Source organism: Roseovarius sp. SCSIO 43702, assembly GCF_019599045.1.
Lineage (GTDB): Bacteria > Pseudomonadota > Alphaproteobacteria > Rhodobacterales > Rhodobacteraceae > Roseovarius.
This window is the reverse complement of sequence record NZ_CP080623.1, coordinates 3,380,090-3,401,677: the sequence shown is the minus strand read 5'-3', so window position 1 is coordinate 3,401,677 and position 21,588 is coordinate 3,380,090. Positions and strand designations below refer to the sequence as shown.

At 67.9% G+C, this 21,588-nt stretch carries 28 protein-coding genes; 4 read left to right on the top strand and 24 right to left on the bottom strand.

Annotated features, from left to right (window positions below):
* The first annotated feature begins 15 nt into the window (after positions 1-15).
* On the top strand, positions 16-1,332 hold the full coding sequence (locus K1T73_RS16705; RefSeq protein WP_220601781.1) for an FAD-binding oxidoreductase: 1,317 nt from the start codon (positions 16-18) through the stop codon (positions 1,330-1,332).
* Between the two features lie 62 nt (positions 1,333-1,394).
* Here K1T73_RS16705 and K1T73_RS16700 read toward each other — a convergent pair whose 3' ends face one another.
* The 8 genes from K1T73_RS16700 to K1T73_RS16665 all read right to left on the bottom strand — a co-directional run bounded on the left by K1T73_RS16700 (position 1,395) and on the right by K1T73_RS16665 (position 8,804).
* Positions 1,395-2,321, bottom strand: coding sequence for an alpha/beta fold hydrolase (locus K1T73_RS16700; RefSeq protein ID WP_259400339.1), 927 nt, complete (start codon positions 2,319-2,321; stop codon positions 1,395-1,397).
* The gene (locus tag K1T73_RS16695; protein ID WP_220601780.1) at positions 2,318-3,235 is read right to left on the bottom strand and encodes an ornithine cyclodeaminase family protein; all 918 of its coding nucleotides are present in this window, start codon (positions 3,233-3,235) and stop codon (positions 2,318-2,320) included. Before K1T73_RS16695 ends, K1T73_RS16700 begins: the two co-directional genes overlap by 4 nt.
* Positions 3,232-3,852, bottom strand: coding sequence for an HAD family phosphatase (locus K1T73_RS16690; protein ID WP_220601779.1), 621 nt, complete (start codon positions 3,850-3,852; stop codon positions 3,232-3,234). The genes K1T73_RS16695 and K1T73_RS16690 overlap by 4 nt, the downstream gene beginning before the upstream one ends.
* Positions 3,849-4,814 (bottom strand): DMT family transporter, encoded by a 966-nt coding sequence (locus K1T73_RS16685; protein ID WP_220601778.1) that lies wholly within the window; start codon positions 4,812-4,814, stop codon positions 3,849-3,851. Before K1T73_RS16685 ends, K1T73_RS16690 begins: the two co-directional genes overlap by 4 nt.
* A gap of 162 nt (positions 4,815-4,976) precedes the next feature.
* The gene (locus tag K1T73_RS16680) at positions 4,977-5,426 is read right to left on the bottom strand and encodes a YaiI/YqxD family protein (RefSeq protein WP_220601777.1); all 450 of its coding nucleotides are present in this window, start codon (positions 5,424-5,426) and stop codon (positions 4,977-4,979) included.
* Positions 5,427-5,505: 79 nt separating this feature from the next.
* Positions 5,506-6,936, bottom strand: coding sequence for a Si-specific NAD(P)(+) transhydrogenase (gene sthA / locus K1T73_RS16675; protein ID WP_220601776.1), 1,431 nt, complete (start codon positions 6,934-6,936; stop codon positions 5,506-5,508).
* Between the two features lie 33 nt (positions 6,937-6,969).
* Complete coding sequence (gene fghA, locus K1T73_RS16670) at positions 6,970-7,800, bottom strand: S-formylglutathione hydrolase (RefSeq protein WP_220601775.1); 831 nt, start codon at positions 7,798-7,800, stop codon at positions 6,970-6,972.
* A gap of 71 nt (positions 7,801-7,871) precedes the next feature.
* Positions 7,872-8,804, bottom strand: coding sequence for an AEC family transporter (locus tag K1T73_RS16665; RefSeq protein WP_220601774.1), 933 nt, complete (start codon positions 8,802-8,804; stop codon positions 7,872-7,874).
* A gap of 181 nt (positions 8,805-8,985) precedes the next feature.
* On the opposite strand from K1T73_RS16665, the gene K1T73_RS16660 reads away from it, so the two are divergent.
* From K1T73_RS16660 to K1T73_RS16650, 3 genes are all read left to right on the top strand, one after another.
* Positions 8,986-9,177, top strand: coding sequence for a hypothetical protein (locus K1T73_RS16660; protein WP_220601773.1), 192 nt, complete (start codon positions 8,986-8,988; stop codon positions 9,175-9,177).
* A 132-nt stretch (positions 9,178-9,309) separates the two neighbouring features.
* On the top strand, positions 9,310-9,939 hold the full coding sequence (locus K1T73_RS16655) for a TetR/AcrR family transcriptional regulator (protein WP_409077719.1): 630 nt from the start codon (positions 9,310-9,312) through the stop codon (positions 9,937-9,939).
* A 134-nt stretch (positions 9,940-10,073) separates the two neighbouring features.
* A complete protein-coding gene (locus K1T73_RS16650) occupies positions 10,074-10,412 on the top strand; it encodes a hypothetical protein (RefSeq protein ID WP_220601772.1) in 339 nt (112 codons plus the stop codon).
* A gap of 18 nt (positions 10,413-10,430) precedes the next feature.
* On the opposite strand, the gene sseA is transcribed toward K1T73_RS16650, so the two are convergent.
* The 16 genes from sseA to ffh all read right to left on the bottom strand — a co-directional run bounded on the left by sseA (position 10,431) and on the right by ffh (position 21,444).
* Positions 10,431-11,288 carry a 3-mercaptopyruvate sulfurtransferase gene (gene sseA / locus K1T73_RS16645; protein WP_220601771.1) on the bottom strand — a complete coding sequence of 286 codons (858 nt, stop codon included), beginning with the start codon at positions 11,286-11,288 and terminating at the stop codon, positions 10,431-10,433.
* 77 nt (positions 11,289-11,365) lie between these two features.
* Positions 11,366-11,635: a hypothetical protein gene (locus K1T73_RS16640; protein ID WP_220601770.1), complete on the bottom strand. Its 270-nt coding sequence runs from the start codon at positions 11,633-11,635 to the stop codon at positions 11,366-11,368.
* Between the two features lie 10 nt (positions 11,636-11,645).
* Positions 11,646-12,122 carry an SsrA-binding protein SmpB gene (gene smpB, locus K1T73_RS16635; protein WP_220601769.1) on the bottom strand — a complete coding sequence of 159 codons (477 nt, stop codon included), beginning with the start codon at positions 12,120-12,122 and terminating at the stop codon, positions 11,646-11,648.
* Positions 12,123-12,218: 96 nt separating this feature from the next.
* On the bottom strand, positions 12,219-12,932 hold the full coding sequence (locus K1T73_RS16630; protein WP_259400338.1) for an endonuclease/exonuclease/phosphatase family protein: 714 nt from the start codon (positions 12,930-12,932) through the stop codon (positions 12,219-12,221).
* 2 nt (positions 12,933-12,934) lie between these two features.
* Complete coding sequence (locus tag K1T73_RS16625; RefSeq protein ID WP_220601768.1) at positions 12,935-14,425, bottom strand: phospholipase D family protein; 1,491 nt, start codon at positions 14,423-14,425, stop codon at positions 12,935-12,937.
* A 186-nt stretch (positions 14,426-14,611) separates the two neighbouring features.
* A complete protein-coding gene (gene rpmE / locus K1T73_RS16620) occupies positions 14,612-14,833 on the bottom strand; it encodes a 50S ribosomal protein L31 (RefSeq protein ID WP_220601767.1) in 222 nt (73 codons plus the stop codon).
* Positions 14,830-15,234 (bottom strand): 50S ribosomal protein L19, encoded by a 405-nt coding sequence (gene rplS / locus K1T73_RS16615; RefSeq protein ID WP_220601766.1) that lies wholly within the window; start codon positions 15,232-15,234, stop codon positions 14,830-14,832. The genes rpmE and rplS overlap by 4 nt, the downstream gene beginning before the upstream one ends.
* A gap of 275 nt (positions 15,235-15,509) precedes the next feature.
* Positions 15,510-16,322 (bottom strand): tRNA (guanosine(37)-N1)-methyltransferase TrmD, encoded by an 813-nt coding sequence (trmD, locus tag K1T73_RS16610; protein WP_220601765.1) that lies wholly within the window; start codon positions 16,320-16,322, stop codon positions 15,510-15,512.
* A 63-nt stretch (positions 16,323-16,385) separates the two neighbouring features.
* Entirely contained in the window at positions 16,386-16,547 is a 162-nt protein-coding gene (locus tag K1T73_RS16605) for a DUF1328 family protein (protein WP_220601764.1), read from the bottom strand.
* A gap of 103 nt (positions 16,548-16,650) precedes the next feature.
* Complete coding sequence (gene rimM, locus K1T73_RS16600; RefSeq protein ID WP_220601763.1) at positions 16,651-17,157, bottom strand: ribosome maturation factor RimM; 507 nt, start codon at positions 17,155-17,157, stop codon at positions 16,651-16,653.
* A gap of 124 nt (positions 17,158-17,281) precedes the next feature.
* Positions 17,282-17,911 (bottom strand): 5,6-dimethylbenzimidazole synthase, encoded by a 630-nt coding sequence (gene bluB, locus K1T73_RS16595; protein ID WP_220601762.1) that lies wholly within the window; start codon positions 17,909-17,911, stop codon positions 17,282-17,284.
* 21 nt (positions 17,912-17,932) lie between these two features.
* Positions 17,933-18,346 (bottom strand): 30S ribosomal protein S16, encoded by a 414-nt coding sequence (gene rpsP / locus K1T73_RS16590; RefSeq protein WP_220601761.1) that lies wholly within the window; start codon positions 18,344-18,346, stop codon positions 17,933-17,935.
* Positions 18,347-18,394: 48 nt separating this feature from the next.
* On the bottom strand, positions 18,395-18,691 hold the full coding sequence (locus tag K1T73_RS16585) for a chorismate mutase (RefSeq protein ID WP_220601760.1): 297 nt from the start codon (positions 18,689-18,691) through the stop codon (positions 18,395-18,397).
* A gap of 30 nt (positions 18,692-18,721) precedes the next feature.
* On the bottom strand, positions 18,722-19,258 hold the full coding sequence (locus K1T73_RS16580) for a GNAT family N-acetyltransferase (protein WP_220601759.1): 537 nt from the start codon (positions 19,256-19,258) through the stop codon (positions 18,722-18,724).
* A complete protein-coding gene (locus K1T73_RS16575) occupies positions 19,255-19,821 on the bottom strand; it encodes a GNAT family N-acetyltransferase (RefSeq protein WP_220601758.1) in 567 nt (188 codons plus the stop codon). Before K1T73_RS16575 ends, K1T73_RS16580 begins: the two co-directional genes overlap by 4 nt.
* Before the next feature lie 120 nt (positions 19,822-19,941).
* The gene (gene ffh, locus K1T73_RS16570; RefSeq protein ID WP_220601757.1) at positions 19,942-21,444 is read right to left on the bottom strand and encodes a signal recognition particle protein; all 1,503 of its coding nucleotides are present in this window, start codon (positions 21,442-21,444) and stop codon (positions 19,942-19,944) included.
* Positions 21,445-21,588 lie beyond the last annotated feature (144 nt).

The window sequence follows — 21,588 nt, the reverse complement described above, 5'->3', positions numbered from 1 at the left end:
CAGGGAGGGCCGAAGATGCGGATCACGCGACTGCCGGGAGACGATCGCGCGAACGGGTGGAGCGCGATCCTGCCCCCGCGCAGCCCCAATCCGCCCCTGGCGGGCGAGGTGCGGGCCGACTGGGTGGTCGTGGGTGCGGGCTATGCCGGGCTGGGCGCGGCGCGGCGGCTGGCCGAGTTGCATCCGGCCGCGCGGATCGCCCTGATCGAGGCGGGGGAGGCCGGGGAGAACGCCTCGGGCCGCAATTCGGGCTTCGCCATCGACCTGCCGCACAACGTGGGGTCGTCGCTCGACGAGCTTGACGGCTCGCATCGGTTCATGCGGCGGGCGCGGTTCGCCATCGGAGAGCTCGACCGCGTGATCGAGGCGGAGGGCATCGCCTGTGACTGGTCGGCGGATGGAAAATACCACACCGCCGTCTCGGAGCGCGGGCGGCGCGAGGTGCTGGAGCCTTTCGCGCGGGAGCTGGAGGCGCTGGGCGAGCCCTATGAGTGGATCGAGGGCGGCGCGCTGCGGGCCGCGCTCGGGAGCCCGCATTTCACCGCCGCGATCCGCACGCCGGGCGGGCGGCTGATGAACCCCGCGGCGCTGTGCCGGGGCTTGGCGGACAGCCTGCCGAAGAACGTCACGCTCTACGAGAATTCGCCCGTGACCGCGTTCGAGAACTCGAACGGCGTCACGCTCACGACGCCCGACGGCTCGCTGCGCGCGCCGAAGATGATCCTTGCCGCGAACGGGTTTGCCGAGCGGTTCGGCGCCTTCCGGGGCCGGTTCCTGCACCTCGTCGCCCATGCGAGCCTGACCCGCCCGCTGACCGAGGCGGAGCGCGCGAGATACGGCGTGACGCGCCCCTGGGGTCTCACGCCCGCCAACGCGTTTGCGGGGATCACGATGCGTCATACCAACGATCACCGCATCCTGATCCGGCAGGGCCTGAGCTATTGCCCGTCGCAACGGTTCCCGGAAGCCGGGCGGCGGGCCGTCGCGCGGCGGCACAAGCGGCTTTTCGACGCGCGGTTTCCGGGGTTGGACGCGGTCGAGATGGCGCATACCTGGTCGGGTTTCGTCTGCCTGTCGCGCAACGCGGCGCCGGGCTTCGGGCGGGTGGCGCCGAACATCTGGGCCGCCACCTGCCAGAACGCGGTGGGCGTGACGAAGGGGACCTTCGGCGGCATCCTTGCCGCCGACATGGCATCAGGAGAGGACAACCCGCTCATCGCCGACATGGAGAGCCTGGGCACCCCTTCGCCCCTGCCGCCGCGCCCGTTTCTCGATATGGGCGTGCGCGCGCGGTTCGCCCGGGAGCTTTGGCGGAACCGGCATGAGGCGTGACGGGGGGCGGAGCGAGGGCGCTGCCCTCGCGCTCCCGGGATATTTTTCGGCAAGAAGAAGGATCAGGGCCGGGTTTCGAGCCGGTCGAGCGCGCCGAGCACCCTGTCGGTATGCGTGTAGGCAAGCGCATGGCCCGCCCCGGGAATGATGACGTTGCGCGCCGCGGGGTTGAGCGATGCGAGGCGGTCGGCGCCGGCGACGGGGATGATGTCGTCCTCGGCGGCCCAGATCGCGAGGGTGGGGATGCGGGCCTCGGCCACCGCACGGTGCTCCGTGTCGAGATCGTGGTCGAGCGTGTGGTGGAGCGACGACCAGACGGCGGGCACGAAGCCGCGGTAATCGAGCTCGCGCAGTTGCAGATCGACGATGCCGGGGATCGAGCTCTGCTCGAGGTCGCGTTCCGCTCGGGTCGCGGCGCGGAAGGAGCGCGGGTAGGTGAGGTGCATGAGCCATTGCCCGAGCCGGCGGTGGTTCGCCACGAGGCGGGCGGCGGGGCCGAGATCGTGGCCGAGCCCCGCCGGCGCGAGAAGGGCCAGTTCGCGAACGCGGGCCGGGCGGTGGGCCGCGTAGTCGGCGGCGACGGCGCCGCCGAGCGAGTAGCCGAGAAGGACCACGGGTTTCTCGACCGCGAGCGCGTCCAGCAGGTGATCGAGATGGTCGCGGAAGAAGGCCGGGTCCTGGTCGCCACGCGGCCTGTCGGAATAGCCGCGCCCGTAATGGTCATAGGTGAGCACCCGGTAGCCGCGCGCGGCCAGTTCCTCCGCGATGGGCCCCCAGACATAGGAGGCGGTGGTCAGCCCGTGGATGCAGACGATGACCTGTCCGCCCTCGGGCCCGTGCCACCGGTAATGCGTCTTGCCGCGCGGCAGCGTGAGGATATCGCCCGGCGCGGCGGCGCGGACCCGGTCGGTCATGGGCTTGCGCGCGAGGTCGCGCAGGAAGGGGGCGTAGAGAAGCGCCGCGACGCCCCCCAGGGCCCACCAGATCACGCCGCCCCCTGCCACGCGTCGAGGATGTAGCGCGAGGTCATCAGGTCGAGATGCGCGCCGCCGCCGTTCTTGAAGAGCGTGATCTCGTCATCGCTCTGGCGGGCGAAGCTCTCGGGTTCGTAGTAGTCGGCGAGGATATCGTCGCGGGCGATCTTGCCCGCCTCGAGCGGGATCTTGATCTCGCCGATGTGGCCCACCGTCGTGTCGTAGCTGTCCACGAACACGCGCGCGCGGGTGAGCGCCTCGTCATCCGCCTCGCGCATGTCGGGACGATAGGCGCCGATGAGGTCGATATGCTGACCGGGCCGGAACCAGGCGCCCTTGAGGATGGGGTCGGTCGACATGGTGGCGGAGGTGACGATATCGGCCTCCTTCACGGCCGCCTCGAGATCGTCCGCGACCTCAAGGCCCCGGCAGTCCCCGGCCATCGCCTCGGCATTGGCGCGGGTGCGGTTCCAGACGGTGAAGCGGGCATCGGGGAAGGCGGCGGAATAGGCGGAGAAGAGGTTGCGGCCCACCGTGCCCGCGCCCACGATCAGGATGCGCCGGCTGTCGGGCCGGGCGAGGCGGGTGGCGGCGTAGAGGCTGTCGCCGGCGGTCTTCCACTTGGTCACGAGATGGAAGTCGATGAGCGCCTCGAGCGTGCCGTCCTCGTCGGAATAGAGGCAGACCGCGCCGTTCACCATCGGCTTGTCAGCCTTGGGGTTGCCGGGAAAGATCGTGGCGGATTTGACGGCGAGACCCATCCCGTCGATCCACGCCGCGCGCGAGAGCAGCGTGTCGGGATCGCGGTAGAGGAAGGTGTCGCCGATTTCGGCCTTGGGGAGGCGGTGGCCCGCCTCGAGCGCACGGATGAGGTCCATCCAGTCGAGATTGGCCTCGCCTTCGGCGAAGGGGATATGGGTGAAGCTCATGTGATCTGCTCCTCGGTGATCAGGTCGTGGGAGGTGAGGCAGGCGGCCAGCGCGTCGGGGGTGGTGAAGAGATGTGTCCGCCAGCCGCGCGCGCGGGCCGCCGCTATGTTGTCGGCGCGATCGTCGGTGAAGAGAAGGGTTTCGGGGGGCAGTCCGCAATCGGCCTCGACCGCGGCGAAGATCGCCGGGTCGGGTTTCGCCAGCCCCATCCGCCCCGAGATGTAGCGGCGGTCGAAATCGCGCAGGAAGGGGAATTGCGCCTCGGAAAGGGGGAAGTTCTCGGCGCCGAAATTCGACAGCGCGAAGACCGGGACGCCGGCGCGGCGCAGCGCGTGCAGGAGGCGCACGGAGCCGTCGATGGCCGGCTGCGCGATCTCGGTCCAGTGGTCGCGGATGGCGCGGATCTCGGCGGTCCAGCCGGGATGTGCGATGGCCGTCTCCTCGATCGTGGCGCCGAAGGGGGCGCCCGCGTCGATGCGCTGCATCATGGCGTGGATGTCGACGGCCCCGAACAGCGACGCGCGGCGGGCGGGGCCGATGCGCGCGTCGAACCAGCCTTCGGGGTGCCAGCGGATCAGCACGTTGCCGATGTCGAATATGACGGCGCGGACGGTCATTTATAGACCCCCGAGCGCGGCACGGGCGGTTTCGCGCGCCGCGACTCGGCCCAGATCAGGAAAAGCCCCGAGCCCACGATCAGCACGATGCCGATCCAGGCGGAGGGCACGGGAAAGGTGCCGAAGACGGTGATTCCCCAGATGATCGCCATGGGCATCGAGACATATTCGAACGGCGCGGCGAAGGCGGCCTCGGCGATGCGGTAGGCCTGGCTGATGAGGAGCCCGCCCAGCACGCCCGAGGTGCCGAGCATCACGAAGATCGCGATGTCGTCGCGGTCCACGGGCCGCCACGCGCGCAGCAGGAACTGCGCCGAGGGGTGATCGGAGGTGGCATAGCGCCCGTCGCCCGCGACGGCCCAGACGAGGACCGAGACCACCATGAACGACACGAGGATGTAGAAGGTCATGGTGGCCGCGCTCTCGGTGCTGCCGATGCGGCGGGCGATGATGTGCATCGTCCCGTAAAGCACCGCCGAGATCATCGGGAAGAGCGCCGCCACCTGGAAGGCCGAGGTGCCGGGGCGGACGATCACGAGGACGCCCACGAAGCCCACCGCGATGGCGGCCCAGCGGCGCGGCCCGACCGTCTCTCCCAGAAAGATGACCGACATGAGCGTGATGACGAGCGGCGAGATGAAGAAGATCGCCACCGCGTCGGCGATGGGCAGCACCGCGAGCCCCAGGAAGAGGAAGGAGTTGGCGAAGACCACGCAAAGCCCGCGCGCCAGGTGCCACCGCAGCCGCCGCGTGCGGACGAGCCGGAACCCGCCAGCGAAGGGCATGACCAGTGCGAAGAGCGTCGCCGCCCCCACCAGCGAGCGGATGAAGACCACCTGGTGCAGGGCGTAGTCCGAGGACAGGAACTTGATCCCCATGTCGTTGAGCGAAAAGCACAATGCCGCCACGGCCACGCAGAGCGCGCCGAGAAGGTTGGAGCGGGGCAGGGTCGTGGTCGTCATCCGCGCGACTCCGGGGGGTTGCGACGGGGCAAGGAAAAGGGAGCGGACGCGGAATGTAAAGGCGAGAGGTCGCCCTTTCTCCCGTGCCGCGGGTCGCGTCGCGAGGATATGGCAGGAGGCCCCGGGCCAAGCCCGGGGCGGGGAAGGGCGGGAGGGCCGGTGTCAGTCCCGCGCTGCCTGTCGGAGGGCGCGTTCCAACGCGTCGAGAAAACGCGACCGGTCGGCCTTCGAAAAGGCGCGACCGCCGCCCTGGCGGAAGGGATCGGCGGCGCGCAGGTCGCTCATCAGGTCGCGGGTCGCGAGCGCGTTGCCGATATTGGCCTGCGTGAGCGCCTCGCCGTTGTGCTTGAGCACGCGGGCGCCCGCCTCGACGCATTTCGCCGCGAGGGGGATGTCGCCCGTCACCACGACGTCGCCCGGACCCGCCCGCTCGGCGATCCACATGTCGGCGACGTCCGGGCCGTCGGGCACGATGACGGTCTCGACGAGCGGGTTCCGCGAGGGGCGAAGGCCGCCGTTCGAGACGATGTAGATCCGCGTGCCGTGGCGGGTGCCGACGCGCTCGACCTCGGACTTCACGGGGCAGGCATCTGCGTCGACATAGATGGGCATGGGGCAATCCGTTCGGTGGCGGGCAGGTAAGTCGTGCGGATTCTCATAGGAGATTTTCTTCTTCCGAAGAAATCTCAGATCATCCCTTTTTATTGCCCACCCTGTACTCCTCGGGGATCGGCATGCGGTTGAAGGCGTCGAGGCCGGCGATCTTGTAGGCCTCGGCGAGTGTGGGGTAGTTGAAGGTGTTCTGCACGAAGTAATCGACCGTGCCCTTGAGGTTCAGGACCGCCTGCGCGATGTGGATGAGCTCGGTGGCGCCCTCGCCCACGATCTGCACGCCGAGCACCCGGCGCGTCTTGAGCGAAAACAGCATCTTCAGCATTCCGTCCTCGAGCCCCATGATGTGCCCGCGCGAGGTTTCGCGGAAGCGCGCGATGCCGACCTCGTAGGGGATTCCGCGCTCCTGCATCTCTTCCTCGGACATGCCGCAGGTCGAGATCTCGGGAACCGAATAGATGCCGTAGGGAAACCACGGGCTTTCGGGCAGGGTGGGCGTGTCGAGCGCGTGGCAGGCGGCGACGCGGCCCTGCTGAAGCGCGGTGGAGGCGAGCGAGGGGTGCCCGATCACGTCGCCGGTGGCGTAGATATGCGGCACGCTTGTCTGGTAGGTCTTGCGATCCACCTCGAGCCGCCCGCGGCGGTCGGGTTCGAGCCCCGCGGCCTTCACGTCGAGCCGCTCGGTCGCGCCCATGCGGCCGGCGGCGAAGAGCAGCATCTCGGACCGGACATGACGGCCGTTGGCCATCGTCACCTCGACATGGGTGCCGGTGTCCTCGATCTTCTCGATCGCCGAGCCGAGGCGCAGGTCGACGCCGTTCTCGCGGATCTGGTGGGTGAATTCCTGGATGATGGTCCGGTCGATGAAGTCGAGGAAGGTGTCGCGCGGCTCGATCAGGGTGACGCGCACGTCGAGGGCCGAGAACATGGTGGCGTATTCCACCCCGATCACGCCCGCGCCCACCACGGTCAGGCTGCGCGGGATCTGGGCCAGCTCGAGGAACTCGTCGCTGTCGAGCACGGTGGTGCCGTTGAAGGGCACGTAATCGGGGCGATGGGTCCGGGTTCCCGTGGCGATCAGGAAGCGCTCGGCGGTGAGCGTCGTCGTGTCGCCCGCCTCGGTCGCCACCTCGATCTCGTTCGGGCCGGTAAAGCGCGCGAGGCCCATGAGCGTATCGACATGGTTGCGGTTGAACTGGTGCTCGAGCACGTCGACCTCGTAGTCGAGCGTCTTGTGAAGCCGCGCCTGGAGGTCGGCGGCGTCGATGTCGTCCTTCACCCGGTAGGAGCGGCCGTAGAAGCTGCGCTCGCGCCAGCCCGATAGGTTGAGCACGGTCTCGCGCAGGGTCTTGGAGGGGATCGTGCCGGTGTGCACGGATACGCCGCCCAGGCGGTCCTTGCGGTCCACCACGAGCACGCGCCGCTTGAGCTTGCCCGCCTGGATCGCGGCGGCCCGGCCCGAGGGGCCGGAGCCGATGATGACAAGATCGTAATGCGTGCTGTTCGACATGGTGCGGCGCGGTCTCGGGGCTTGGGTCCGGCTTCAGCCGTAGAGCGCTTCGGCGTGGAAGCTCACGTGGTCCTCCATGAAGGTCGAGACGAAGAAATAGCTGTGGTCATAGCCCGGTTGCAGGCGCAACGTGGCCTGTTGCCGGCGCTCGGCCACGGCGGCGAAGAGATCGGCCGTGTTGAGCAGGTCCGAGAACTGATCCTCGGTGCCGGTGTCGGTGAGGACCGGGCCGTCGAACCCCGATTCGCGCATCAGGAGCGTGGCGTCATGCGCGGCCCATTTCGAGGTGTCGTCGCCCAGGTAGCCGCCAAGCTGCTTCCGGCCCCAGTCGCTCTCGGTCGGGTGACAGATGGGCGAGAAGGCCGAGACCGAGCGGAAGCGCCCCTTGAGCCCCATCGCGAGGGTCAGCGCGCCGTGGCCGCCCATCGAGTGGCCGGTGATCGACTGCCGGTCGAGATCGACGGCGAAATTGTCGCCCAGCAGCGCGGGCAGTTCCTCGGCCACGTAGTCCCACATCCTGAAATGGCTGGCCCATGGGTCCTGCGTCGCGTTGACATAGAAACCCGCGCCCTGGCCCATGTCGAACGCCTCGTCGTCGGCCACGTCCTCGCCGCGCGGCGAGGTGTCGGGGAATACGAGCGCGATGCCCTGCTCGGCGGCCCAGCCCTGGGCGCCGGCCTTGGTCATGGCGTTTTCATGCGTGCAGGTGAGGCCCGAGAGATACCAAAGAAGCGGCACCGGGCCGTCGCGCGCCTCGGCGGGCAGGAAGAGGCCGAAGGTCATGTCGCAATTCGTGGACTTGGAGGCGTGGGTGTAGACGCCCTGCACCCCGCCGAAACAGGCGTTTTCCGATTTCGTTTCCATGGCTCACCTCAACTCCTTGTCAGGTCGCCCACAGGCTTAGCGCATTTCGCGCCCCGGTCGAAAGCCGGAAATCAGTAAAGCGCCGAAACCCAGCCGATCACCAGCGACACGGTGACGACGGCGAGAGTGGTGGAGATGAGGATCGAGGCCGAGACGCGCTGGGGCGCGACGCCGTAGTGCTGGGCGAGGATATAGACGTTGCCCGCGACCGGCAGCGCCGCGGCGGCGATCATGACGGCGGCCGGGTAGGGGGCCACCGGGAAGACGAGCAGCGCCGCGACCGCCACGGCGGCGGGATGCAGCACGAGCTTGCAGGCCGAGAGATAGCCCGCGATGACCGGACGCTCGGCGGATTTCGACGCGAGCGAGGCGCCGATGGCGAAGAGCGCGCCCGGCGTCGCCGCCCCGCCCAGGAGCGAGAGGAAATCGTTCATCACCTGCGGGATCGGCAGCGCGAGGCCCGACCAGAGCAGCCCGAGCACGATCGAGACGATCATCGGGTTCTTCAGAAGCCCCATGCCCACCGTGCCGAGCACGCGGACATTCATCCGCCCGTCGCGCGAGCCGGTGACGAGGATCACGATGAGCGAGCCGAAGACGATGAGATCGACCGCGAGGACGAGCATGATCGAGACGATCGCATCCTCGCCCATCAGGAGGGTCAGCATGGGGATGCCGAGGAAGCCCACGTTGCCGATCACGGCGCATTGCGCCTCGACCGCCGCCACCTCGACCGTCTGGCGCCGCAGCATCGCGATGCCGGTCGCCGCGAGATAGACGACGCCGGTGGCGCAGAGATAGGCGGCGACGAACCAGATATCGAACACCTCGGCGATGGAGAGATTGGCCGAGAAGCGGAAGAGCATCGCCGAGAGCGCGAAGTAGAACACGAATTTCGTGAGCCATGCCGTCGCCGGTTCGGGAAAGAAGCCGGTGCGCCCGGCGCCGTATCCGAGGCCGATGATGAGGAAGAAGGGGATGGTCTGAAGAAAGACGGCCAGCATGGCGGGTTCGTAGCACGCGGGCAGGCGGGGTCAATCGACAAGGCACGCAGAGGATGGGCGCTCGCAGGAATGCGGGTGCCAGAAATAAAAGTGAACAGTTCAGTTCATTTTGTTCTTGCAAAGTGAACTTGTTGGTTTAGATTGCAAAGTGAACCGAAGAGTTCAGTCAAGGAATGAGAAAATGACACGCAGAATCAGCACCTACCCCCTGAAGATCACCCTTACCGCGATCGCGATCAGCCTCGGCCTTGGTGCCGTCGCGGCGCCCGTGGCGGCCCTATCGCCCGACCTGAGCGGTCTCACTCCGACGCTGACCTATCCGGATCCGGCCCCCCAGCCGGTGACACGCGATGCGGACGATCTGCGGAAGTGATCCCCGCCTCCGCGTTTCGCGTGGCGGGGCGACGGGGGCCGCTCCTCCCGACCGTCGCCCCGCAACCTTGGCTTGCCCCGTGCGGGCCGGCGTGGCTAAGGTATGGCCGGTAACGACTGGAAGGGTGCGGGTATGGAAATGAGCGCCGATATCAAGAAGGGGCGCAAGTTCGACCAGGTGCTCGAAGGCGCGCGCACGATCTTCCTGCGAGACGGGTTCGAGCGGGCGAGCGTCGATGACATCGCGCGCGAGGCCGGAGTGTCGAAGGCGACCCTCTATTCCTATTTCCCCGACAAGCGGCTTCTCTTCTCGGAGATCGCGCGGATCGAGTGCAACCGGCAGGCCGAGGCCGCGCTGAAGGATTTCGATCCCGAGTGCAAGTCGGTCGAGGACGCCCTGCGCGAGGCCGCCGAGCTGGTCGTGCGGTTCTTCCTGTCGGAATTCGGCTTGCAGATGTTCCGCACCTGCGTGACCGAGTCGCAGCGTTTTCCCGAGCTGGGAGAGCGGTTCTACGCGTCGGGTCCGGGGATGCTGCGCGAGAAGCTGGGCACGATCCTCGATGCCTACGTGGCACGCGGCGATCTGGAGATCGACGACATGGACCTCGCCGCCAGCCAGTTCGGCGAACTCTGCAAGAGCGATCTTTTCGTGAAGTGCATCTGCGGGTTGCAATGCGCCTGCGACGATGCGGCCATCGACCGGGTCGTGACCGGCGTGGTCGAGATGTTCCTCGCGCGGTATGGCGTGAAGCAATCCGGCTGAGGCCGCGGGCATTTTACGAAATCCGCGTGCAATTCGTCACCGTGTCTTAATCCGTTCTTTCCGATCCGATGGCTAGGACCGCCCCTGCGGCGTGGATGCGCCGCGAGTTCATCCTGTTCAAGTTCGGAGACAACATGAGACGTTCCCATTTCCTGATGCTGGCGGCCCTCGCGGCGGCCGGCGCCTGCGCGAAGAAGCCCGAGGCGATCGCGCCCGCCTACATCTCGCCCACGACCTACAACGGTTTCTCGTGCCGCCAGCTTGCCGCGGAGGCGGCGCGCGTCGATGCGGCGCTGGGGTCGGCCTCGGCCGCGCAGCGCAAGGCGCGCAGCAACGACACCGCGGGGGTGATCCTTCTGGGCCTGCCGGTCTCGACCCTGTCGGGTGACAATGTCGCGGACCAGATCGCGCAGTTGAAGGGCCACAAGCAGGTCCTGCAGCAATCGCAGATCAGGAAGGGCTGCGTTGCCTAGATCGGCCGGGTTCCCGGTCTAGGCGTCGCCGGTCGCGACGGGCACGGTCGGGAACGCGCCCCATTCGGTCCATGACCCGTCGTAAAGCGCGTGATCGGTCTTGCCCAGCCGCGCGAGCGCGAGGTTGATGACCGCCGCCGTCACGCCCGACCCGCAGGTCGTGATGACGGGTTTCGACAGATCGGCCCCCGCCGCGTCGAAGACGGCGCGCAGGGCGTCGGGCTCCTTCATGGTGCCGTCGTCGTTCAGAAGGTCGGTATAGGGCACGGATCGCGCGCCGGGGATATGGCCCGCGCGCAGCCCCTCGCGCGGCTCGGGCGCGTCGCCGCGGAAACGCGCGGCGGCGCGCGCGTCGAGGATCGTGTGATCGCCCAGCTTCGACGCCTGCGCCACCTCGGTCACGTTGCGCACCAACTCGGGGCGGCGGCGCACGGTCATGTGACGGTCGCGGATCACGGGAGGCGTGGATTCAACCGGGCGGCCCTCGGCCTGCCACTTGGGCAAGCCGCCGTCGAGCACCGCGATGTCGTCGTGGCCCATCAGGCGGAAGAGCCACCAGACGCGCGCGGCCGAGAAGAGGCCCATGCCGTCATAGACCACCACCTTGTGCCCGTCGCCCACGCCGAGCGCGCGGACGCGCGACATGAATTTCTCGACCGGCGGGGCCATGTGCGGCAGGTCCGAGCGGTGATCGGAGATCTCGTCGATGTCGAAGAACCGCGCACCGGGGATATGCGCGGCCTCGTATTCGGCGCGCGGATCGCGGCCGGCGGCGGGCAGATACCAGCTTCCGTCGAGAACGCGCAGGTCGGGATCCTTCATGTGCCGGGCCAGCCATGCGGTCGAGACAAGCGTGGTGGGATCGTCCTGTGCCATGGTCGGAATGCCTCATGGGGGTCGCAACGCGCCAAGGGCTACACAAGCGTCGGACGGGGTGCAAGGCCGCGGGTGCCTCAGCGCCCGGCGCGGCGCCGCGCCCAGCCGAGAAGTGCGACGAGGATCGCGCCGCCCGCGACCCCGGCGCCCACCTGGGTCAGCGTGACGCCCGTGTCCACCGCGCCGGTGCGCGTGCCCCCGGCGCCGAGAAGCGCGAGACACCCGTATGCCGCGCCGCCGCCCGCGAGCCCCAGCAGCGTGGCGGGCAGCCGGCCCATGGGTGCCCGCAACCGCCCCAGCGACACGCCCCCGACGGCCCCGGAGATCAGGCAGAGCATCAGGTACATCCGCGCCGCCTCAGCCGAAATCCTTGAGGAGCCGCTGTTTCTGGCGGTTCCAGTCGCGCTTGGCCTCGGTGGCGCGCTTGTCCACCGTCTTCTTGCCCTTGGCGATGCCGATCTTGATCTTGGCGATGCCGCGATGGTTGAAGTAGAGCACGAGCGGCACGAGGGTCATCCCCTTGCGCTGCGTCTCGTTCCAGAGGCGCGCGAGTTCGCGTTTCGACACCAGGAGCTTGCGGCGCCGCTTCTCGTCATGGCCGAAGGTCTTGGCCTGTTCGTAGGGCGCGATGTAGGAGTTGACGAGCCAAAGCTCCCCGTCCTCGACGGCGGCATAGCTCTCGGCGATGTTGGCGGAGTTCTCGCGCAGGGATTTCACCTCGGAGCCCTCGAGGATGATGCCGCATTCGAGATCGTCCTCGATCGCGTAATCGTAGCGCGCACGCCGGTTCTCGGCGATCACCTTGTAGTTGGGATTGTCCTTGGGCTTGGCCATGGGAGGGAGATAGAGGCCGGCACGGCCCCTGTCCAGAGCGGCGCGCCCGCGGCAGGCGTGGGCGTGGAGTATCGGCAACCGGAAAGAAGCAGGAACTCAGCGCGGCAGGTCGATGTCGAGCACGATGGGAAGATGGTCCGAGGCGCGCGCGGCGCGCGGGCTGTGGTGGACGTGAACGGAATGGGGCAGGTCGGGATGCGACAGGATGAACCGGTCGAGGCAGGCGGTGGGCCGCGCGGCGTGGAAGCTCGGCCCCGGTTCGAGCAGGGTGAGATCGGGGCCGAAGACCGCCTCGAAGCTGTCGGCGCCGCGCCACATGTTGAAATCGCCCGCGACGATCACCGGGTGGTCCTGATCGGCCATGTCGGCGCGCAGCGCCTTCAGCTGTCGGGCGCGCGTCCCCGCGGTCAGGCCGAGATGCACGCCCAGGAGATCGAAGCGCGGCGCATCGAAGCCGACGGCGACGGCGCCGCGCGGTTCGAACGCGGGGAGGATCAGGCGACGCGTGTGTGCGGGCCTGAGCAGGCCCTTGCGGTAGAGCAGCGCGTTGCCGTGCCATCCGTGGCTTTGATCGTTGGGGGCGAGATCGGCGAAGTCATACCCGAGCTCGTCGCGGAGCCGGTCGATGGGCAGCACGCCGGGGCGCGGTGCGAGGCGCTTGTCGGCCTCCTGCAGGGCGACGACATCGGCGTCGATCTCGGCCAGCACGTCGAGAATGCGCCCCGGATCGCGCCGCCAGTCGAGGCCTACCGCCTTGCGGATGTTGTAGCTTGCGATGCGCAGGCGCGAGGAGGACGGGGGTTCGGGCATGGTCAGAGAAGCCATTCGATGGGCAGGCGCTGGATGATCGCGAATGCGATCTGCTGAAACAGGTTCGCGCCCGGTTCACGCTGGTAGATGATGTCCTTGCCGTCCTCGCGCTCCTCGATCCAGACCATGTTGTTCTCGGGCGTCAGCCGGGGCTGGTAGGTGATGCGCGGCAGAAGGCTCTCGAAACTCTGCGTCACCGTGGCGGCGATTTCCGGGCTGTCGATCAGGAACCCCATCTCGCAATTGAGCCGCGCCGAGCGGGGATCGAAGTTGAAGGAGCCGATGAAGACCTCGCGCTCGTCCATCACGAAGGTCTTGGCGTGAAGGCTGCCGCCGGACAGGCCGAGGGGCAGCACCTGCTGGTCGGGTGTCCTCTCGGCCGCGGCGCGCAGCTTCAGCTCGTAGAGTTCGACGCCGGCCTTGAGCAGAGTCCTGCGGTAGCGGCTGTAGCCGGCATGGACGAGGAAGACATCGGTGGTATCGAGCGCGTTGGTCAGCACGCGCACCTTGCAGTCCTTGCGCGCGAGTTCGGTGAGATACCGCGCCCCGGTCTTGCCCGGCACGAAATAGGCCGAGGCCACGTCGAGCGAATGCGTCGAGCGGGTCAGCATCTCGCCCATGCGGTGAATGAGAAGCTGATCCCTCTTGGCGTTGCCGAGGCCCTTGCGCGGATCGTCGGCGATGACCGAAACGGTGGTCCATTCGAAGGCGAGGTCGCCATGGGTGATCTCATGGGCGAAACTGTCGGCCTCGGCCCGAAGCTCGCATGCCTCGTCCCGGGCGCGGATCTCGTTCAGATGGGCCTCGTAGGCGGGGCGATCGGCGACATCGCCCACGACACGCTCGAGTTCGATGACGGGCGCGCTGTTCCAGTATTCGTCGAAGATCTTCGCCGTCTCGGTCACGACCGGGCCCGTGGCGATGGCGTCGGTGTCGATGTAGAAGATGTCCTGGTGAACCTGGAAATACTCGTCGCCCACGTTGCGGCCCCCGATGATCGTGGCCGCGCCGTCGACGATGAGCGCCTTGTTGTGCATCCTGTGGTTCATGCGGAAGAAATTGAGCGCGAATCCGAGGATCTTAAGCCGGCGGATCGGGGAAGGGTTGAAGATCCTGACCTCGAAATTCTCGCACTCGTTCAGCGCGGCGAGAAACGGGTCGAGCCCGTCGATCCCGTTGTCATCGAGCAGCAGCCGCACGCGCACCCCGCGCCTGGCGGCGCGTTCCAGCGCGTCGAACATGAGCATCCCCGACACGTCATCGTGCCAGATGTAGTATTGCGCATCGACCGCGACCTCGGCTGCCTCGATCAGCGCGAGCCGCGCTGCAAGCGCGTCGCGCCCGGATTGCAGCACCCGGACACCGGAATGCGCCGCGTCATGACCTTCACCTTCGCGGCGCATCGCCGCGCCCAGCGCGGTGTCGGTGCGCGGCGGCGGGCGAAGGCTCGTCGGGCGGTCGGAGACGTCGGGAAGCGAAAAGGGCAGGCGCAAATCGGATACCTTGGGTCATGGGCGCCGCGCGTCCGGGGCGTCCGGCAGCGCGGCCCGGAATCGGCATGGGTCAGGATTCGAAGGTAGGCATCCCACGCCGGATTGCGAGGGATCGCATGGGGTCAAACGTGAAAACGCCCGCCGTCTTTCGGGCGGGCGCTTTCCTGCGTCGGGTCGGTCCGTGGCTCAGAAGCCGAGACCTTCGTATTTCTTCTTGAACTTCGACACGCGGCCGCCGGCGTCCATCAGGCGCGAGGAGCCGCCCGTCCACGCGGGGTGCACGGTGGGGTCGATGTCGAGCGAGAGCGTGTCGCCTTCCTTGCCCCAAGTGGAGCGCATCTTGAAGGTCGTGCCATCCGTCATCTTGACTTCGATGAGGTGGTAATCGGGGTGGATGTCTTTTTTCATGTCGAGGATCCTTGCACAGGCTTCTTGCCGTCATCCTTGGGCTTGTAGTTCGCGTCCTCGGCGATACGGGCCGATTTGCCGCGGCGCGAGCGCAGGTAGTAGAGCTTGGCCCGGCGGACGCGGCCCCGACGCACGACCTCGATGCTTTCGATATTGGTCGAGTAGAGCGGGAATACCCGTTCCACGCCTTCGCCGAAGGAAATCTTGCGGACGGTGAACGACCCGGCGATGCCCTCGCCGTTCTTGCGGCTGATGCAGACGCCCTCGAAGGCCTGCACGCGGGTGCGGGTGCCTTCGGTCACCTTGTAGCCGACGCGCACGGTGTCGCCGGCCTTGAAATCGGGAATGTCCTTCCCGAGCGAGGCGATCTGTTCGGCCTCGATTTCTGCGATCAGGTTCATCTGATCTTCTCCTGGGTTGCTTGCGGTTGGTGTCCGCAAAGGTGTGTCGCGTTCCGAGAGCTCGTGGTCTTCGTCCGGGTTCACCGCGGTGCCCGCCCGAGATCGGATCGTCGTTATCTGTCGAAGCTGTTTCGCGGGGCGATGCGGGATCGGCAGAAGCGGCCGACCGGAATGTGCCCAACGGAAACAGGCCCGGAGCCGCCGAGGCGATTCCGAACGAGCGGACGTATAGGCGGGATCGGCGCGCGGATCAAGCGTCGAGGAGGGCGCGGGCGTCAGCTCCGGGTGTCGCGGTCGCCGCGCGCGGCCCAGAGGTCCGGGCGGCGGTCGCGCGTGATCTCCTCGGCCCTGTCGCGCCGCCAGCGGGCGATGCGCGCGTGATCGCCCGAGGTCAGCACCTCGGGGATCGTGTGCCCGCGCCATTCGGCCGGGCGGGTGTATTGGGGATGTTCCAGCAACCCGTCCGAAAAGCTCTCGTCCTCGGTCGAGGCCGCGTTGCCGAGCACTCCGGGCCGCAGTCGGACGATGGCGTCGATCATCGCCTGCGCCGCGATCTCGCCGCCGGTCAGCACGAAATCCCCGATCGAGACCTCGCGGATGCCGTAGTGGTCGATGACGCGCTGGTCGAGCCCCTCGAAGCGGCCGCAGATAAGGGTGAGGCCGGGGCGCGCGGCGAAATCCTCGGCCATGGCCTGCGTGAACGGCGTGCCGCGCGGGCTGAGATAGACGAGCGGCCAGTCGGGCGGCGTGCCTGCCATGGCCTCGTCGATGGCGCGGCCCATCACGTCGGGGCGCAGGACCATCCCGGCGCCGCCGCCGGCGGGCGTGTCGTCGACATTGCGGTGTCTGCCCTCGCCATGGCTGCGCAGGTCGGTCGTCTCGAGCGCCCAGAGCCCCTGGTCGAGCGCGCGGCCCGTCAGGCTGTGTCCCAACACGCCGGGAAACGCCTCGGGCAGAAGGGTGATGACGCGCGCGGTCCATGCCCCGGCCAGGCGGGGACGGTCGGCCATGAGTTCGCGCGGCCTTGTCGAGACGGAAACGGCCTTCCGGCCCGCCGCGCGGCTGGGGGTGTCGTCAGATGCGGACATGCCCGCGTCTTAGGTCATCGACGCGAGCATGCAAACTCCTATCTTCGGGGGCCGCCGGACCCGTCAGGCCAATGATATGACGCCCAGCACCACCAGCAGGAACAGGATCAGGGCGATCACGATCAGGATCTTGGCGCCCGAAAGCGCGACGCCCGACAGACGACCGAAGCCGAGCATGGCCGCGATGGCCGCGATGGCGAGAAGTATGAGAATCCACTCAAGCATGTAATTAGTCCTCGTTCACTGTTGTCCTCACGGCTGCCGGATCGGCATCCTGCACTCACAACATCGTGAGGTCACGCTTGGTTCCCGCGAGGGCTGCCGCCCCTCAGTCGAAGAGCCCTTCGGGCGGATCGGCCACGATGCGGCCCGCGCCGAGATCGACGGTGGGCACGGCCGCACGGGTGAAGGGCAGCAGGACACTCGACTTGAGTCCGGGGCCGTGGATCTCGAGGATGTCCGAGGCGCCGTGGTTCAGCACGGCCTTGACCCGTCCCAGCGTCGTGCCGCCGGTATCGACGACCTCGAGGCCGATCAGGTCGGCGTGGTAATACTCGTCGTCGGGCAGCGAGGGGAGGCGGTCGCGCGCGACGAAAAGCTGCGTGCCGCGCAGCGCGTCGGCCTCCTCCCTGGTGGAGACGCCGGAGAGGCGCGCGGTGAGCGCGTTGGTGGTCTGGCCCGTGAGCGTCACGCGGAAATCGCGCGCGCCGTCCTGCGTGGTGAGCGGGCCATAGGTCGCGATGTCGTCGGGGGTGGCGGTGAAGCTCTTGAGCCGCACCTCGCCGCGCACGCCGAAGGCGCCCGCGATGGCGCCGATGCAGATGAGATCGGTCATGACAGCCCCCTGGGGCCGCGGTCGCCTCCGCGGCCGGCCGCCGTTACCTGGTCGGTTTCCATCATCATTCCCGCAGGGAACGCCGGCAGCGTGAAAATGGCAAGGCGCAAGCGAGCGGGCATGGTCAACGCTCCTCGATCGGGAGGGACGCGCGGCGATCCTCCCAGCCGGCGGTTTCGAGTTCCGGCGTCTCGCTTTCCTCCTCGGGCCAGCCGACGCAGAGATAGGCCACGAGGCGCCAGTCTCCGGGCGCGTCGAGATCGCGCGCAAGGCGGTCGGGGTCGAGGATCGACACCCAGCCGACGCCGAGCCCGTGGGCGCGCGCGACAAGCCAGAACTGCGTGATCGCGCCCACCACGGAATAGCGGCGCATCTCGGGCATGGTGGCTGCGCCGAGACCGGCGCCCTTCCCGGTCGCCTCGTCGCAGAAGACGGCGAGTTGCACCGGCGACTCCTGCATGCCCGAGAGTTTCAGCCCGGCGTAGAGCGCGGCACGGCGTCCCTCGTAGCCTGCCAGCGCGCGGTCGTTCTCGGTGCGGAAATTCTCAAGCGCGGCGCCACGCGCCGCAGGGGAGGAGACGCGCAGGATGCGCCACGGCTCGCTCAGGCCCACCGACGGGGCGGTGAGAAAGGCGGCGAGGCAGGTATCGAGGCATGGCTCGTCGACCGGATCGGTGCGGAAGCGGCGCACGTCGCGCCGCCACCGCATGAGCCGGTCGAGATCGGCCCGGAAGTCTTCCGAGAAGTGCGGCATGATCCGCCGCCCGTTGCCCGGTTACTCTTCGGTCGCCGCCTCGGCCTCGGCCTCGGCCGCCGGTTCCTCGGCGGGGGCGTTGGCGGCTTCGGCTGCGGCCTTGGCCTTCTCGGCCTTCTCCTCGGCACGTTCCTTGGCCTTCTGGCCCGGCTCGCCCTTCTTGAGGTTGGCGCGTTCCTTCTTCTCGATATGGCCCGCCGCTTCGAGGAAGCGCGAGATGCGATCGCTGGGTTGCGCGCCCTGGTCGAGCCAGTATTGCACGCGCTCCATGTTCATCTTGACGCGGTCCTCGCTGTCCTTGGGCAGGAGCGGGTTGTAGGTGCCCAGCTTCTCGATGAAGCGGCCGTCGCGCGGCATGCGCGAATCGGCGGCGACGATCGAGTAATGGGGGCGTTTCTTGCTGCCGCCACGGGCGAGACGGATTTTCATGGCCATTGTCGTTTCTCCTTTGAATGGCTGGGTCGGACGGGGGCGGACCCCCTCCTAGGATTGGTGTTTCTTGTGGTGCTGGATCACTTCGCCGATGATGAAATTCAGGAAATTCCGGGCGAATTCGGGGTCGAGATCGGCCTCGCGCGCCAGGCGCTCGAGCCGCTCGATCTGCTGGCTTTCGCGCAGCGGATCGGAGGGGGGCAGGTCGTGCTGTGCCTTGAGCACGCCAACGGCCTGCGTGTGCTTGAACCGCTCGGCCAGGGTGAAGACGAGCACCGCATCGAGACGGTCGATGCTGTCGCGATGGCTCTTGAGCAGTTCGGCGGCGAGTTTGGACGCGTCAGACATGAGATGCGCCTTTCAAAGCGGTTGCGGGACTCATTGCATCGCCTCCCGGGGGTGGCGCCAGATCTGGCAGGGTTCGCCGAGCAGCGTGCCGTCGCGTTCGTGGACGCAGCCGAGGCGCCGGGCGAGGCGGAGCGAGCGGTCGTTATCGGCGGCGATGTAGGAGATGACACCGTCGAGACCCCATGCCTTCGCCGCGTGGGCGCGTGCCGCGAGGCAGGCCTGGTGGGCGAAACCGCGCCCCTCGAAGCCCTCGAAAATGTGCCAGCCAAGCTCGGGCTCGTCCCAGCCGTCGTTGAAGATGATGCCCACGCGGCCCGCGACTTCGCCGCTCGCGCGGTGCTCCACGATCCACATGCCGTAACCCCGGAGGGTCCAGTGGCCGATCCCCGCGAGAAGCGCGCGCCAGCTGTCCCACCGGTTCATCGGCCCGCCCACGAAACGCGCCCGTTCGGACGCGCCGAAGGCGGCGATCGCCTCGAAATCGCTTTCGCGATAGCCGCGCAGGATCAGGTCGGGGGTGTCGACCGTGGGCGCATTCTCGGGCAGGGGGCGGGTGGCGTGGGTCATGCGTAGGCCTCGGGGCTTCCATCGGCATCGACCTCGAGGCCCAGCTCGGAAGGCGAGGGGTGCCGGTAGAGCATCTCGGTGCCCATGTGGACGTTCTCGTAGGTGCGTTCGTAGGAGGCACCCAGACGTTCGGCCAGCGCGACCGAGCGATCGTTGCCGGGGACGATGTTGGAGGTCAGCGTGGTGAAGCCGAGGGTTTCGTAGGCCCAGCGGCGGGCGCGCTCCGCCCCCTCGCGGGCGATGCCGAGGCCCTCGTAGCCTTCGTAGACGACCCAGCCGATTTCCGGTTCGGGCCAGCCCTCGGGGTTCCAGATGCCGGTGATCCCGCAAGGAGCCCCGGTCTCCTTCCAGACGATCGTGAAATAGCCGTAGCCGTGGAGCGCCCAATGGCCGAGGTTGCAGGCGAACCAGCGCCATGCCTGCGCGCGGTTCGTCTCGAGCCCGAAGCCCGCCGCACGTTCCCTGTCGAGGGCGAAGGCGCAATAGGCGTCGAAATCCGCCGCCTCGGGAAGACGGAGAAGGAGACGCCCGGTCTCGAGCCGGATATCGGGAAGCGCGGTCATGACGACATGCTCCGCCGGACGCGCAAGCGGGCACGCGCTGCTTCATCTTGCCTCAAATACTCGTTCCTCCGCGCGCAAGTTGCGCCAGGGGCGGGGTATGATGCGCGGTCCACCATTGCGTCACTTCTTCTTGCCGAGGCCCGAGAGACCGGGGGGCAGGCCGGCGCCGCCAAGACCGGGCATCCCGCCGGGGAGGCCCTTGCCCATCTGCTTCGCGGCCTGTTCGATGGCCTTCGGGTCCATGCCGGCCATGTCCTCGGGGCTGGGGCCGCCCTTGCCGAACATGCCCTTCATGGCCTGTTTCAGCATGCCGCCTTTCCCCATCTTGCCCATCTTCTTCATCATGTCGCCCATCTGGCGCTGCATCTTGAGAAGCTTGTTGAGCTCGGAAACCTCGAGTCCCGCACCGCGCGCGATGCGTTTCTTGCGGCTGGCCTGCAGGAGCTTGGGGTTGGCGCGTTCCTTCCTGGTCATCGACTGGATCAGCGCGATCTGGTGGGTGAGCATCCGGTCGTCGATGCCGGCCTCCTGCACCTGTTTGGCCATCTTGCCCATGCCGGGCATCATGCCCATCATCGATTCCATGCCGCCCATCTTCTGCATCTGCTCGAGCTGCATCTTGAGGTCGTTCATGTTGAACTGACCCTTCTGGAAGCGGCGCATCATCTTCTCGGCCTGCTCGGCCTCGATGGTCTGTTGCGCCTTTTCCACGAGGCTGACGATATCGCCCATGCCGAGGATGCGGCCCGCGATGCGCTCGGGCTCGAAGGTCTCGATCGCGTCCATCTTCTCGCCCAGACCCACGAAGCGGATCGGCTTGCCCGTCACGGCGCGCATCGAGAGGGCCGCACCGCCGCGCCCGTCGCCGTCCATGCGGGTGAGGACCACGCCGGTCACGCCGATCTTGTCGTCGAACTCGGTCGCGACGTTGACGGCGTCCTGACCGGTGAGGCCATCGACCACCAGCAGCGTCTCGCGCGGGTTGGCCACGTCGCGCACGGCCGCCGCCTGCGCGATGAGCTCGGCGTCGATATGCAGCCGGCCGGCGGTGTCGAGCATGTAGACGTCGTAGCCACCGAGGCTGGCCTGCGTCCTGGCGCGCTTGGCGATCTGCACCGGGTCCTCGCCCTTGACGATGGGCAGCGTGTCGACGCCGATCTGGGTTCCGAGGATGGCCAGCTGTTCCATGGCCGCCGGGCGGTTCACGTCGAGCGATGCCATCAGCACGCGCTTGCCCTCGCGCTCCTTGAGGCGCTTGGCGAGCTTGGCGGTGGTCGTCGTCTTGCCCGAGCCCTGCAGACCCACCATGAGGATGGGCGCGGGCGGGTTGTCGATCTTGAGCTTGCCGGGATCCTCGTCGCCGGTGAGGACATGGACAAGCTCGTCATGGACGATCTTGACGACCTGCTGGCCGGGCGTGACGGACTTGGTGACCGCCTGCCCGGTGGCCTTTTCCTGCACGGCCTTGACGAAATCGCGCGCCACGGGCAGCGAGACGTCGGCCTCGAGCAGGGCGACGCGCACCTCGCGCAGGGCGGTCTTGACGTCCTCCTCGGAGAGCGCGCCCTGTTTCGTCAGCCGGTCAAAGACGCCGGAGAGGCGTTCGGACAGATTTTCAAACATTCCGCGGCCTCCTTGCCGGTTGCGTCATTGCCCTTCGAGATAAGAAGGGCGGCTCAAATCACAAAGGCCCCCACGGGCGAAACTCGCTGGTGGGGGGCGATCCCGGCAGGGTGCCAAGGGACCGGAAGCGTCGGCGACTTCCGG

Excerpts from the sequence above, each read along its gene's own strand:
- K1T73_RS16705 (WP_220601781.1), top strand. The coding sequence starts at position 16 with ATGCGGATCACGCGACTGCCGGGAGACGATCGCGCGAACGGGTGGAGC.
- K1T73_RS16695 (WP_220601780.1), bottom strand. The coding sequence starts at position 3,235 with ATGAGCTTCACCCATATCCCCTTCGCCGAAGGCGAGGCCAATCTCGAC.
- K1T73_RS16690 (WP_220601779.1), bottom strand. The coding sequence starts at position 3,852 with ATGACCGTCCGCGCCGTCATATTCGACATCGGCAACGTGCTGATCCGC.
- K1T73_RS16685 (WP_220601778.1), bottom strand. The coding sequence starts at position 4,814 with ATGACGACCACGACCCTGCCCCGCTCCAACCTTCTCGGCGCGCTCTGC.
- K1T73_RS16680 (WP_220601777.1), bottom strand. The coding sequence starts at position 5,426 with ATGCCCATCTATGTCGACGCAGATGCCTGCCCCGTGAAGTCCGAGGTC.
- sthA (WP_220601776.1), bottom strand. The coding sequence starts at position 6,936 with ATGTCGAACAGCACGCATTACGATCTTGTCATCATCGGCTCCGGCCCC.
- fghA (WP_220601775.1), bottom strand. The coding sequence starts at position 7,800 with ATGGAAACGAAATCGGAAAACGCCTGTTTCGGCGGGGTGCAGGGCGTC.
- K1T73_RS16665 (WP_220601774.1), bottom strand. The coding sequence starts at position 8,804 with ATGCTGGCCGTCTTTCTTCAGACCATCCCCTTCTTCCTCATCATCGGC.
- K1T73_RS16660 (WP_220601773.1), top strand. The coding sequence starts at position 8,986 with ATGACACGCAGAATCAGCACCTACCCCCTGAAGATCACCCTTACCGCG.
- K1T73_RS16655 (WP_409077719.1), top strand. The coding sequence starts at position 9,310 with ATGGAAATGAGCGCCGATATCAAGAAGGGGCGCAAGTTCGACCAGGTG.
- K1T73_RS16650 (WP_220601772.1), top strand. The coding sequence starts at position 10,074 with ATGAGACGTTCCCATTTCCTGATGCTGGCGGCCCTCGCGGCGGCCGGC.
- sseA (WP_220601771.1), bottom strand. The coding sequence starts at position 11,288 with ATGGCACAGGACGATCCCACCACGCTTGTCTCGACCGCATGGCTGGCC.
- K1T73_RS16640 (WP_220601770.1), bottom strand. The coding sequence starts at position 11,635 with ATGTACCTGATGCTCTGCCTGATCTCCGGGGCCGTCGGGGGCGTGTCG.
- smpB (WP_220601769.1), bottom strand. The coding sequence starts at position 12,122 with ATGGCCAAGCCCAAGGACAATCCCAACTACAAGGTGATCGCCGAGAAC.
- K1T73_RS16630 (WP_259400338.1), bottom strand. The coding sequence starts at position 12,932 with ATGCCCGAACCCCCGTCCTCCTCGCGCCTGCGCATCGCAAGCTACAAC.
- rpmE (WP_220601767.1), bottom strand. The coding sequence starts at position 14,833 with ATGAAAAAAGACATCCACCCCGATTACCACCTCATCGAAGTCAAGATG.
- rplS (WP_220601766.1), bottom strand. The coding sequence starts at position 15,234 with ATGAACCTGATCGCAGAAATCGAGGCCGAACAGATCGCCTCGCTCGGG.
- trmD (WP_220601765.1), bottom strand. The coding sequence starts at position 16,322 with ATGTCCGCATCTGACGACACCCCCAGCCGCGCGGCGGGCCGGAAGGCC.
- K1T73_RS16605 (WP_220601764.1), bottom strand. The coding sequence starts at position 16,547 with ATGCTTGAGTGGATTCTCATACTTCTCGCCATCGCGGCCATCGCGGCC.
- rimM (WP_220601763.1), bottom strand. The coding sequence starts at position 17,157 with ATGACCGATCTCATCTGCATCGGCGCCATCGCGGGCGCCTTCGGCGTG.
- bluB (WP_220601762.1), bottom strand. The coding sequence starts at position 17,911 with ATGCCGCACTTCTCGGAAGACTTCCGGGCCGATCTCGACCGGCTCATG.
- rpsP (WP_220601761.1), bottom strand. The coding sequence starts at position 18,346 with ATGGCCATGAAAATCCGTCTCGCCCGTGGCGGCAGCAAGAAACGCCCC.
- K1T73_RS16585 (WP_220601760.1), bottom strand. The coding sequence starts at position 18,691 with ATGTCTGACGCGTCCAAACTCGCCGCCGAACTGCTCAAGAGCCATCGC.
- K1T73_RS16580 (WP_220601759.1), bottom strand. The coding sequence starts at position 19,258 with ATGACCCACGCCACCCGCCCCCTGCCCGAGAATGCGCCCACGGTCGAC.
- K1T73_RS16575 (WP_220601758.1), bottom strand. The coding sequence starts at position 19,821 with ATGACCGCGCTTCCCGATATCCGGCTCGAGACCGGGCGTCTCCTTCTC.
- ffh (WP_220601757.1), bottom strand. The coding sequence starts at position 21,444 with ATGTTTGAAAATCTGTCCGAACGCCTCTCCGGCGTCTTTGACCGGCTG.